The sequence below is a fragment of the Burkholderia sp. BCC0397 genome, assembly GCF_902832865.1.
GTDB lineage: Bacteria > Pseudomonadota > Gammaproteobacteria > Burkholderiales > Burkholderiaceae > Burkholderia.
This window is the reverse complement of the sequence record NZ_CADFDL010000002.1, coordinates 882,164-894,835: the sequence shown is the minus strand read 5'-3', so window position 1 is coordinate 894,835 and position 12,672 is coordinate 882,164. Positions and strand designations below refer to the sequence as shown.

The window sequence follows — 12,672 nt, the reverse complement described above, 5'->3', positions numbered from 1 at the left end:
GTCGCCTAGATATTAGTGTCACGTGACACTATTTATATAAACAACAAGGGTAACATGCATTTCTGGAAGCGCCCGATCGCCACGACGGGCGCGTGGAGGGTCAAATGTTCAGCCATGTAACTGTTGGGGCGCGTGATCTTGAGCGGGCAGGCCGTTTCTATGACGCGGTGCTCGTTCCGCTCGGACTGAAGCGTCGCGTCGTCATGTCCGATGGCGGGCCCGCGGCGCTTTGCTGGGTAAACGGTCAAACGCCGCTGCCGCGCTTCTATGTCTACCTTCCCTACGATGGCGCGCCGGCGACCATCGGCAACGGCAGCATGGTCGCTTTTCTGGCCCCCTCGCAAGAAGCCGTGAACACGGCCTACGCGAATGGTCTCGAGTACGGCGGGACGGACGACGGCGCACCTGGGTTACGCCCTCACTACGGTGACGGCTACTTCGGCGCCTATCTACGCGATCCTGACGGCAACAAGGTCCATATCGTTCATCGCGGAGATCTCCAGCGCTAACGCTGGAGACGCCCCGCCGCTCTGGAGAAAATCGAATGATCGCCAGTCAGATCGCACTCGCCTACGGCACCTATCTCATCGCGACCGCCAGTCCCGGGCCGAGCAACATGGCGATCATGGGAACGGCGATGCGTGACGGCCGTCTCCCGGCCCTCGTTCTGGCGGCCGGCGTCATCACGGGCTCACTCTTCTGGGCGATCCTGGCGGCGACCGGCATTTCCGCCGTGCTGACGGCCTATGCCGATGCGCTTATCGTCATCAAGATGGTCGGTGGTGTCTATCTGCTCTATCTGGCGTTCCGCACGGGCAGGTCGGCACTGAAACCGGGCTCCGACTTCGCGAAGACGGAACCGGGACGCTCGACACCTCGCTATCGGTGGCTCTACCGCCAGGGCATTCTGATGCATATCGGAAACCCGAAGGCCGTTCTGGCCTGGATGGCAATCATGTCCCTTGGGCTTCGGGAGAACGCCCCCGGCGGTATCTTGCCGGCGATCATCGGCGGTTGCGCGTTCCTCGGCGTCATCGTGTTCGGTGGTTATGCGGTCCTCTTCTCGACCGCTCCGATGATCGCCCTGTATGCCAGACTCCGGCGCTGGATTGAAGGGACGCTATCCGCGGTGTTTGCCGTTGCGGGAGTCGAACTGCTTGCCTGGCAACGTTGATATCCCGGCTTGTCGACGCCATCACGAACTGATCTGAATTGAAAGAGCGATGTCATGAGCTTTGCGATCCATATGGTCGATGTCTTCGGCGCCGGGCCGCTTTCGGGCAACCCTCTGGCGGTCGTCATCGGTGCCGATGCGTTGGCACCGGATGACATGCAGCGGCTGACGCAGTGGCTCAACCTGTCCGAGACCGCTTTTCTCTTGCCCCCCACGCATCCTGAGGCCGACTACCGGGTCAGGATCTTCACGCTGGACAGGGAAATGCCCTTTGCCGGGCACCCGACGCTCGGCAGTTGTCATGCGTGGCTCTCGACGGGCCACGTGCCGAAGCGCGCAGCGGAAATCGTCCAGGAATGCGGAGCCGGGCTGGTTCCGATCCGACGCGATCACGAGTGGCTTTCCTTCGCCGCCCCGCCACTGATCCGCTCCGGCGCGCCGACACAGGATGCATTGGAGCAGGCTCGGCGACTGCTGGGGATCGAATCTGCCGATATCCTTGATGCCGCCTGGATCGACAATGGCCCCGGATGGCTGGGCATCAGGCTGGTATCGGCGGAGACAGTGCTCGCCCTCGATCCGCTCCGCAGTTGGCCCGGCCGGATCGATGTCGGTGTGATTGGCCCTCATGCAGCAGGCGGCGATGCCGCCTTCGAGGTTCGCGCGTTCTTCAGCACCCATCTGGGCGCTATCGTCGAAGACCCGGTCACTGGAAGCCTCAATGCTTCAATGGCGCAGTGGCTGTTCGCGACAGGTGCGGTTGAGGACGACTATGTCGCCGCCCAGGGGACACGCGTCGGCCGCCATGGCCGCATTCATTTGACCCGCGATGAGGCTGGCCAGGTCTGGGTCGGCGGCAGGACGCGCACCCATGTCGAAGGCCGGCTCCGCGGCCTTTGAACAGGCAAACGAGAAAGCGCCAACTTGATGTTCGGACGGGCTCGCGCGCATAACGCCCGTCCGGGTCGCGCCATACGCTGAACAGCGTGCTCGCATGACTGCTTGCCGGTGTGGCGCGACAACACCGGATCAACCCGAGCATCGTTCTGACATTCGAAAACACGCAAGGAGTTTCAGCATGTCTACCCTCCCGCAGAACCCGATGGCGCCATCCGGAACCACCGATCGCATCACACTGCCCGCCCTGGCATCAGACACCTTGAAAATGCTGGTGCGCTACAAGTGCTGGGCGAATGGACTGACGTTCAAGAGCGTGATGGACCTGCCGGCTGGCGAAGCCCTTCGACAGCGACCGACGCGGTTCGGAAACATGGTGCATACGTTGAACCATGCCTATGTAGTTGACGACATTTTCAGACATCATCTGCAAGGAAAGAAACACACCTACACCTCGCGCAACACCGACCATACGCCTGCTGTTTCCGATCTTTGGAAAGCGGTTCAGGAAATGGACCGCTGGTACATCGATCTTGTCGACACCTGGTCGGACGAGGATCTCGCGCAAGCCGTTCATTTCGAGTTTGTGGGGGGAGGAGAAGGCGTCATGACCCGCGAGCAAATCGTGCTGCATGTCGTCAATCACGCCACCTACCACCGCGGTTTTGTCGGCGACATGATGTATCAGGTGCCTTTTGCGCCACCGTCAAATGATCTTCCGGTATTCATCAGGGATCACTATCGCGGCGCTCGGTGAGCGCCTTTCGGCCGACCTGGCGCCCGCCCGCCACTTGTCTCGTACCTGTGCCGGCCGCGACCGCGAAGACCGTCGGGCGGTGCTCAGCCGCGTAGCGACAGGCCATGTCGGCTGGCCACTTCCTGGCTGGTGCCGGGCGCATTGCATCGAAGCCGGCTCCGCGGTCCTGTCGCAACTGCCGGTGCACGTCGTGCGTCAACTGCGCCCAGCCCCCGGCATCGACGGCCTGGCCATTACTGACGATCTGCTGAGGAGCTAGGCTGAAAACGCAAAAAGCCCGCATTTACGCGGGCTTAGAGGGACTTTAATGCTCTTTTGGTGCCGGTCTATGCCGGACGCGGGATCACTCCCACTCCATCATCAACGGGTCTCGCAAACCCGCGTGGTTAAGGGATTTGCCTGTGATTGACATGGGGCTTTACCGCCGCTTTTACCGTCAGAAGCACACATCTGTTGCTAGCACTGAAGATGGTGCAATTTGCCGGGCAACGACTCTAGTGACCCTAAAATCAATCACCTCGTAAGAATATACGAGGCGGCGAGCCGTGTCCCCCTTCCCCGTATTCAATCCATTCGCCTACGCCGGCCTTAACAGCTTCTCAAGGCCAGTGGCCACCGCCCCCAAGGTGCCAATGGCACCATCCAAGACGAAATCGAGTGCTCGTCCATAACCTGCGTTGACATTTGCTGTGTCGAACCCAAGCCGCTGCAAAGTTATCAGGCACTCCTCCACAGCCTCGTGCGCATCGGCAATTCTCAGATCATTGTTCAAAAACAAAGGCGCCATAGCGTCATTGCGATCGTTCCAGTCTTCTGGCTCGCTCACTGACGCAAAAGCGTCAACGGCCTCCTCGTGAGCATTCAGCCGTTCAACGATATTCAGAAGTGCCTGCAGCAACCGAAGGCTTCCCAGTTCCTTGACAACCGCCCGCGGACAACCGGCCCGCTCCAACAATGATTTGAGGTACCCGTTTGGAACTCGCTGCCATACCTCGTGCAAGCTCTTGCAGCGAGCCAAGAACATCTGCTGAGTCATGTTCAACGGTGCAACCTGGCCCAACCTGCTAAGCGCCGGATAGGCCAGCCAACCATTAACGGCCACCTCGGCACGATCAAAGCCAACCAGCTCTGTCGCAGCTTTGTTCAGCCCAACGGTTGCACCGAGCGAGGAAAGACCGTCACCCAATCGGAGAAGTACATCAAGCAATCGCTGTACCTTGGCGACCACGTGCTCTTCATCCTGATCCAGGTGCGCTAGCTCTGCCGGATCGACCGCAAATGACCGGGCATGCACAATCTCCCGATCCGGCTTTGGCTTGTACAACTCTCGCATCGGCACCTGGATCAGATTTCTTCCGACGCGCCGGCACTCAGTAAAGGCCCACTGCCCTCTGTATGACGGACTGCAGTACCACTGATCCCAAACAAAAGCTGGTGTCGAGTCGTAAAAAACGCTCTGTTCGTATTTCTGAAGAAACCGATCGTCGAGATAAACCGGATCGTGTCCGACTAGAGCGTCCGCACGCGCGTGGGTCATGGGCTGCGCGTCGCCAGGCCACTGAATGCCCTCTGCAGTTTGCTCTGGACAGAGGTCCGGCATGACCGCCTCGACCGAAGCCCAGAGTTGGAGCAGAAGCCGGCCCTTATGTTCGCGAATGTCCAGTTCATACCAAGCCACTCCGTCCGTAGGCTTGCGGAACACATGAGGCTCCCCTCCCATGATTGCGCGGACTTCCGGGACATCTGGCAGCAAGACTGAGTAATAGAAGACTCGCACACCCCGTGCCGCACGCAGCCAAAGGTAGCGACGGAGGTACTCGTTCGACATGCGCCAACTAACCGGTCTCTTCAAGCTCCAGTGGTATTCACTGGACACCTCGCCCTCGGCCACCCCGAACTCAGGAAGTCCCAAGTCATCGTAAACCAGACGTTGTTGATCGTTCCCGACGCAGCGGGGTGTCAGTCCAAGCGTCATCCAGACCTTTTCGGCCAGGTTGAAGGTGTAGAACGAGCCATCACCCCACGCCGCTACAATGTAGTCATGCCCCGATATCGATGGACAAAAATTTGCTGAACAGCCTTGCTCGTCGCCGACAGGAACAGAATATTCCACCACACCACTGCGAGTTTCAGACAGCACTTCCATCGGGCCATCATCCAGCCCGGGAACCACGGCCATCAGCAAATGAAGGTGCTCGGCCTGCTCCCCGTGGGGATCGGATTCCTGCTTTGAGGCCACCTCAACGAATTGGTTTGGCGACAAGCCAACAGGCTCCAGTAACCCGCGTAGCCTCGGCGGAATAACATGAGTTGGAATAGGAAATGCTGCCAGATAATCAAACGGCATAATTGTTCTCGTGAGACCTCAATAGTGGTCAAGTACTAAGGGCCTTGCTGTTGTGGTCCCTCCACGGCCGGCAACATAGCATCGCGTCGCCCTAGCCCCATCGTTAGGCGATGGCACAACCTGTCAGTCGCTCATTCACTTAAATCAATCGACTCAAAGGTCTTTGCCGAAGGTACAGACTGACGGGGAAAGTCGTGCCGCAGTTGGCGCGCAAGCTCGCCCACGGCGTCATCCCGATCGATTGCATAGTGCACCATCAACGAAGCAACCTGCCGAGCTTGCGCCTTCGCGCCAGGCTCACGACCGCTCTCTAAACCACGAAGTGCGTTGCGCCATCCTTTCTCTGCCGTCTTAAAGTCGATCTGATCCAGTATTCGAGTTGGGCCACCTGGCTCCACCTGTGCGAGCAGTCGTAGAAACAGCAGGGCATCATCGTAAAAACTCGGACTGACTTGGGACAACGCCTCCGCCAACCCGCGATAATGAGGTTCGAGAAAACTAGGAACTAGTGTGGGCTGCTCAGAGTGAACCATTCGCGCTAGGACCAATGCTCCCAGTTGCCAATCGACGTGCCCCCACTGGCAAAGCGCAATGTGCTTGCCCGCCGCCACATGACGCAACGCGCTGGCAGGGGCCATAGCTGCGAGATGCGTCGACATGTTGATGATATGCGATTCATTGCTGGCAACCATCGCTTGTATTGCGAGTCTCGCCGTCGACACGCCGTATGCGACACCGAGCAGCATTCTTGCATCGCCAATATCATCCGCCCAATCTTCGCCGATCGTTTGATTAATCGCGTCCCAATCGAGCGCTAGTACCGTCGCCTCAAACTGCTTCGGTGACGCCCTTTGCATGAAGCTGAGAAGCCCTGCGGCGGTTTGGAAGTTACGTTGTGTGCTGCGCGACAAACAGATAGCGAGATCCCTCGGCGACCAGCAATCGCATATCTTTCGCCCCACTTGCCGCATTCGGCGAGAGGGCGCCAACTTGCCAACATATATGTCAAGAGGATCGTAGAGCCGCAACGCGTTCCATACGATATCGCGCAGTTCGTTGAACGCGTCTTGAGGGTCTGCACGTAGACGATCAGCAATGGCCGGAATCAACGCCTCGATCAGCGAAAATCCAAACTCGGGCTCCAAATAGCAGAAATGCTCGCAAAGATCGGCGACGACTGACAAGTAGGCGTCCTGCGGCCACGTTGATACGATGCGACGGCAGGCGTCGCGATCAACGTGCTCAAGATAGCGGGCTTTCCAAGCATCATCTCGGCCAGCCCCCATCATCGAAAGCAAATCGGCGATCTCACCAGCGTGCAACGGGGTCGCAGCGCTAATCGCCCTTGCTAATGCGCGTGGATCGGTTAGCGCAACTATGCTTTCACCAAGCGCCCCATTTTTATTAAGCACATGATTGATTACGCGGCCAATTGCGTAGCTTGCGCCATCGGGCGCTGCCTGTATCCACTCCGCAAGCGTTTCCTTGTGATCGGCAATTACGTCCATCTCGTCGGACAGGTAGCCATGCAGGTTGCCGATTAGCCAACAGGCATGCCGAATGCCGAGCGGGTCTGTCGCTGCCCAGCAGCGCTCTAGAACGGGAGTCAGCCATTCCGGCTTCACGAGCCAACGCCACTTTCCGTACTCACTAGTGGAAAGCTCGCCAAGTAGCACGCTCAGGCCTCCGAGTGGCATCTCAACATCGGTGAGCACCGCTCTGAGCATCATGCCAATTGCCTGGCGTGCCTCGGTTGTCTGACCGTCGAGAATACGCGCCAGGAGAACGCTAGCGAGACGCTGGTGCGGACAGCGAAGATCATCAGCACTTAGCAAAAAACGTTGCGCTACTAGCCAAGAAATCGCGGCGCTGCCGTCAAAGTTCGGCAACGCGTCCCCAACAAACTGCAGCAGCGCCTCGCGTGAACATCGCGCATCGCGCGTTGCTAACTGTCGAATCGATGCGGCGGCAAGCACCAAGTCCGCCCCTGCTGCGCGCGCAGAGCTTGCCATTGCACTCGCTCTCCGCCATCCCCCTCCGAGGATGAAACAAAACTGCCACGGATACAGCGCCTGTTCGGTTGCCTGTTCGAGGCGAAAATCGAGACGCTCCTCCCCTATACGATCGCCAATCCGATCATCAGCTCGACGAACGGCAGCAAGTGTCGCTTCTGGGGAAGCCCGCAAACCGTCCGCAATTACCCGAACCGCGCGCTTGGCATCGAGCTGGATAGCGCCCGGAAAACCACCTTTGTCTTCGGAAATTGTGTGCGCGCTCAATACCCATCGCGATTCGGTCGCCCGCTCTTCCAACTCACGAAGGAATGCGGGGCGTGTCAGGTGTGCGTCATCAACGATGTAGAGCGTCGGTCTGAGACTGTCATCAAAGGGGGGTACCTTGCCCATCGGGTCAGCTAATCGTAAAACCCGCCAGCCGCGACCATACATTTGCCGTGCCACCTGAAGGATTGAGATTGATTTTCCAGCCCCAGGCACACCTGCAAGTCGAGCAGATCCCGCGCGCTCCAAGTCAGTAGTAAGCAGCAATACTTCTGGAAGAGTAGGACAAGCGGCGACATCTGCTGGGCCAAGAGATCGCCCCATCAGGGCAGGTCCAAGATCACGTGCAGTCTCGAACTTAACTTCGGACCACGCAGGTGCGTCGAGACTGATTACTGCTGATCGTGGCGCGAACGCGACGAGGCTCCGGCGAATCTGATCGAGTTCGTCCGCTCGCGGTAACGCACGCAGAGCCGTCATGATTCTCGGAAGATCGCCAGCATGCTCCGGATAGAATTCTTCGACCACTGTCTGATGACTGGACAGCAATCCTTGAATGGTGTCCCATCCGATAGCAACAACAGGAAATTTCCCTTCGCTCACGCGCCGCTCGGATTTGAGCCGGGCATGCTCTTGAAGCGACGCGTCGTTTGGCGATGTGGTAGCAAACGTCCAATGCCCAAGCGCAGGCTTGAACTTCTCCGCCTTGGCGAGTTCTGCATCGAACTCCGCGATAGTCGCTTTGGCTCCGTAGCCTTCGTTCTTCCCTTTGCACTGCACACCAAAGTTCTTTTCCGGCGTAGCCTGAGGCGCCCCGTATACGTCAACACCGTGCTGTTGCTGGCCGGACCTGCCGTTTTTTTGCGCGAGAGGTGTCCCCCACACTGCGGCAAACAGTGCGCGAGTCAAATCCTCGAACTTTTCCCACGACTTCGGCGGCGGGATCTGCTTGTCAATAAAGTCCATTCCACAGGTTTCCGAAACTATGCGCTGGATATTAGACGAGCCAGTATGGCAATGATTACGGGCTTGAGTTTCTCCGGGGACAGACTCCGAGCTGATTTTTCGCGAGTACCGACGAGAAGATCAGCCATCTAGGATGGCAGCACAGAATTTCTCGAATTGATCATCACGCTGGCGAAGTGCGTCGATATCAAGCGTTTCAGCAGCGCTCCGAGAAACTTCGACGCGTGATTTTCCGAGGCGCTTCGCGCCCTCAAGGTTGAGACCAAGCCAAGTCTCAATCGATGGATTCGGGATTGCTGCGACCCATTCGTGAAATTCTAGGCCATTACCGAGCATCGTAGCAGTGCCAACTGGGTCATTGTCGCCATCAGTGACAATGAGGACCTTGGATTCCGAGTGGAATGTGTTCCACATGGCATTGGCGACGCGCGGGATGGTGACCTTGCCCATGGCAGTCAAAATCTTGATCGAGCGACTAGAGCCTGCGGAAGCGAGGATACGCTCAGCGAGCGTGGCGATTACAACGCGGTCGGAATCCCCCTCGCACACGATGAGCAGATCGGCCGTGGCCGGTTCGGCGGGCCGGGTGGCAACCACGCTCCCGGTCGTCTGATCGAAGCGCAGCAAATCAATCTCAATGCTTCGGGTTTTCTTGGCGGTAACGAGTTCGCCTTCTGTCGGGAAGTAGATCGCGCCCTCTTCCGCAGCCTTGCGGAGCTTCAGTTTCAGAACGTTCTTGAAGCCGCCGCCACGGATAATCGCGGCGTCCATGTCACGCTGATCAAGAAGAACGATGTTCAGCGCCTTTCCAAGAATAAGCGCGTCGACGGCATCTTCCGCATAGCCGGACATAGAGATGAAAATGCCGATCGTGCCGGAGAGCTTTCCATCTACCTTACCCTTGAACTGGTAGAGCGTAGATGCCGGCAACGGGTCAGCGTGCCATTTGGCTTCGAGAAGATAAACCCTACCGTCTAGGTAGATGGAGCCATCGATCTGCTCGCCCGATGGCCGGTAGCCAGTGCGTGGCTCAAGTCCCTCGTACACAAAGAGCTTGTTCAATAGTCGCTCGAAATGGAATCCGCGCCGCCGTTTGGCGTCGCCGTCAGCATCGGTCGGCAGGTTTGCAAGGCCTTCGTATTCTTTCCTGATCTCGTCCAATTTTCTCATCTGACCACTCGGATCATCTTCTTGTCTGCAATAGTCGCATCGAAGGAAATAGCTCCTTTCGGCGAACCGATGGCGTACATGGCTGTATATAGCTCTACCCGATCATGCGGGGACGATTCGTCGATAAACTAGAGACCATCGGATTGTTCTTGGATTGCTCTGGGATGGCGGCGCTGGACTCCAATAGGGCAAAGTGGACTTCCCTGGCCTATCCATGACGATGGCAACGCTCTGCCTTGCTCGGGTCACGGCGACGTAGAAGCTGGAAGCGGAATTCGCTTCCAAATGGACACCCGTCGCAATGAACTTGGCGATTGGCCCAGTCGGCACGATCAGCACTCGTTCGTATGTCATACCGACGGTTGATACCGTCACGTACATCCCATCGCGGTCAGAAGCCTTATAAGTCTTGGACTTAGGCTTAAGGTTGCGCAGTGCGGTGTCGGTAAGCATCGAGGTTTTTCCTCCTGTTCGTGACGGCTTTTACCGTCAGGGGCCAGGAGACCTGCTGATGCCGGGAAAGCCGCATAAAACAAGCTTTCCCGAGGAGACTTTTACCGTCAAAGACCGGTTTGGTCTGAATAGTAAACGGGAGGGTCTTAATCCGGCCTCCGGTTCCTACCGTCAGTTCTACCGCCAACTCGTTCTGCTGGCCGGCGATAGTCATCGATAGCCACCGCGACGTATTTCTTTCAAATTCAATACGTTACGACATCTTTTCGATAGCTGACGATAGTCCCCGAAGGACCTGATTTCACTCCCACTCGATCGTCGCCGGCGGCTTCCCCGAGATGTCGTACACGACCCGGTTGATCCCGCGCACTTCGTTGATGATCCGGTTCGACGCGCGGCCGAGCAGCGCGTACGGCAGATGCGCCCAGTGTGCGGTCATGAAGTCGGTCGTCTGCACCGCGCGCAGCGACGTCACATAGTCGTACGTGCGGCCATCGCCCATTACGCCGACCGACTTGACCGGCAGGAACACCGCGAACGCCTGGCTCGTCAGGTCGTACCAGCTCTTGCCGACGTCGGCCTCGCCGCACAGGCCGGCAGCCGCATCCTGCGCGGTCGCGGTCGTGTTGCGCAGTTCCTCGATGAAGATCGCATCCGCGCGACGCAGCAGCTCCGCATATTCGCGCTTCACTTCGCCGAGGATCCGCACGCCGAGGCCCGGGCCCGGGAACGGATGGCGGTACACCATCTCCGGCGGCAGGCCGAGCGCGACGCCCAGCTCGCGCACTTCGTCCTTGAACAGGTCGCGCAGCGGCTCGAGCAGCTTCAGGCCGAGCGTTTCCGGCAGGCCGCCGACGTTGTGGTGGCTCTTGATCGTCGTCGCCTTCTTCGTCTTCGTGCCGCCCGATTCGACCACGTCCGGGTAGATCGTGCCCTGCGCGAGCCACTTCGCCTTCGACAGGTTCTTCGCTTCAGCCTGGAACACCTCGACGAACTCGCGGCCAATGATCTTGCGCTTCGCTTCCGGATCGGTCACGCCGGCCAGATGGCCGAGGAACTGCTCGGACGCGTCGACGTGCACGACCTTCGCATGCAGGCGGCCCTCGAACATGTCGAGCACCATCTTGCCTTCGTTCAGGCGCAGCAGGCCGTGATCGACGAACACGCAGGTCAACTGATCGCCGATCGCGCGATGGATCAGCGCGGCCGCGACGCTCGAATCGACGCCGCCCGACAGGCCGAGAATCACTTCCTCGTCACCGACCTGCTCGCGGATCTTCGCGACGGCTTCCTCGATGTGGTTCTTCATGATCCAGTCGGGCTTCGCGCCGGCGATCTGCAGCACGAAGCGTTCGATGATCTGGCGGCCCTTCACCGTGTGCGTGACTTCCGGATGGAACTGCACCGCGTAGTAGCCGCGCGCCTCGTCGGCCATGCCGGCGATCGGGCAGCTCGGCGTGGACGCCATCAGCGCGAAGCCCGGCGGCAGCTCGGCCACCTTGTCGCCGTGGCTCATCCAGACCTTCAGCATCCCGTGGCCTTCGGCCGTCGTGAAATCCTCGATGCCGTCGAGCAGGCGCGTATGGCCGTGCGCACGCATTTCCGCGTAGCCGAATTCGCGATGGTCGCTCCACTCGACCTTGCCGCCGAGCTGCACGGCCATCGTCTGCATGCCGTAGCAGATGCCGAGCACCGGCACGCCGAGATCCCACACGGCCTGCGGCGCGCGCAGCTGATGGTCTTCGTACGTGCTCGCGTGGCTGCCCGACAGGATCACCGCCTTCGGCGCGAACTCGCGGACGAAGTCGTCGGACACATCGTTCGGATGGATTTCGCAGTAGACGTGCGCTTCACGCACGCGCCGTGCAATCAGTTGGGTGACTTGCGAACCGAAGTCGAGAATCAGGATTTTGTCGTGCATGGCTGCGGACGGGATGAAGAGAATAAGAAAAGCAGCGCACGAAGCGCTGCGTCAAAAGCATGGACAGCGGCGTCGGGCGGCAGGCGGCACGCGCGACGCATCGCCGGTCAATCCTGCGACGGCGGGCGCGCGTCGAACGCGACGCTGCCTGACGCGCGGTCGGATGCGGCCGATGGGGCAGCCGCGGCCGGCGCCGAAGGCGCCACCGGACGGCTGACGACCGGCTCGACCCGCGGTTGCGCTGCGGAGGCCGGCGCCGGTTCGACCGGACGCTTCGCGTCCCGGCCCTCGAGCGCCTGCGCTTTCTCGCGCCGGCGCACGGCCGATGCGAGCCGCACGCCGCCGAGGCCCAGCACGATCAGCGCGACCCCGGCCAGCGCCGACAGCACCCGGCCGGCGGCCGCGAGCGCGGGCCCGCTGCCGGTGCCGATCGACCACACGATCGTCAGCACGCCGGTCAGCCAGTACACATGGCCGACCGCCCGTGCGACGGGCGCCGTGAGGTCGCCGTTGAGCGCCGCATGGCACGCGAGCCACGCGAGCCCGAGCAGCGCGATACCGAACGCCTGGCCGAGCATCGCCGGCTGGATGTTCGCCAGTTGCAGCGCGTTGAACAGCGCCTGCCAGGGCGTCAGCACGAACAGCACGCCGAACGCCAGCAGCAGCACGGCATCGACGATCAGCACGGCTCGCAGCAGCGGTTTCATC

9 protein-coding genes are annotated in these 12,672 nt (G+C 59.7%); 4 read left to right on the top strand and 5 right to left on the bottom strand.

Features of this window, described 5'->3' with window-relative positions; genetic code table 11:
- Positions 1-104: 104 nt before the first annotated feature.
- The 4 genes from HWX03_RS08890 to HWX03_RS08875 all read left to right on the top strand — a co-directional run bounded on the left by HWX03_RS08890 (position 105) and on the right by HWX03_RS08875 (position 2,828).
- Positions 105-509, top strand: a complete 405-nt coding sequence (locus tag HWX03_RS08890) for a VOC family protein (protein ID WP_175871002.1) — start codon at positions 105-107, stop codon at positions 507-509.
- Between the two features lie 35 nt (positions 510-544).
- Positions 545-1,174, top strand: coding sequence for a LysE family translocator (locus HWX03_RS08885; RefSeq protein ID WP_175819609.1), 630 nt, complete (start codon positions 545-547; stop codon positions 1,172-1,174).
- A 54-nt stretch (positions 1,175-1,228) separates the two neighbouring features.
- Entirely contained in the window at positions 1,229-2,074 is an 846-nt protein-coding gene (locus HWX03_RS08880) for a PhzF family phenazine biosynthesis protein (protein ID WP_175871001.1), read from the top strand.
- A gap of 178 nt (positions 2,075-2,252) precedes the next feature.
- The gene (locus tag HWX03_RS08875; protein ID WP_208456798.1) at positions 2,253-2,828 is read left to right on the top strand and encodes a DinB family protein; all 576 of its coding nucleotides are present in this window, start codon (positions 2,253-2,255) and stop codon (positions 2,826-2,828) included.
- Positions 2,829-3,405: 577 nt separating this feature from the next.
- On the opposite strand, the gene HWX03_RS08870 is transcribed toward HWX03_RS08875, so the two are convergent.
- The 5 genes from HWX03_RS08870 to HWX03_RS08845 form a co-directional block, all read right to left on the bottom strand.
- Positions 3,406-5,175 (bottom strand): hypothetical protein, encoded by a 1,770-nt coding sequence (locus tag HWX03_RS08870; RefSeq protein ID WP_175871000.1) that lies wholly within the window; start codon positions 5,173-5,175, stop codon positions 3,406-3,408.
- Between the two features lie 131 nt (positions 5,176-5,306).
- The gene (locus HWX03_RS08865; protein WP_175870999.1) at positions 5,307-8,420 is read right to left on the bottom strand and encodes a hypothetical protein; all 3,114 of its coding nucleotides are present in this window, start codon (positions 8,418-8,420) and stop codon (positions 5,307-5,309) included.
- A 120-nt stretch (positions 8,421-8,540) separates the two neighbouring features.
- Positions 8,541-9,590, bottom strand: a complete 1,050-nt coding sequence (locus tag HWX03_RS08860; protein WP_175870998.1) for a TOPRIM nucleotidyl transferase/hydrolase domain-containing protein — start codon at positions 9,588-9,590, stop codon at positions 8,541-8,543.
- Positions 9,591-10,344: 754 nt separating this feature from the next.
- On the bottom strand, positions 10,345-11,964 hold the full coding sequence (gene guaA / locus HWX03_RS08850) for a glutamine-hydrolyzing GMP synthase (RefSeq protein ID WP_174431428.1): 1,620 nt from the start codon (positions 11,962-11,964) through the stop codon (positions 10,345-10,347).
- 107 nt (positions 11,965-12,071) lie between these two features.
- Positions 12,072-12,671, bottom strand: a complete 600-nt coding sequence (locus HWX03_RS08845; protein WP_174431427.1) for a hypothetical protein — start codon at positions 12,669-12,671, stop codon at positions 12,072-12,074.
- Position 12,672: the final 1 nt, after the last annotated feature.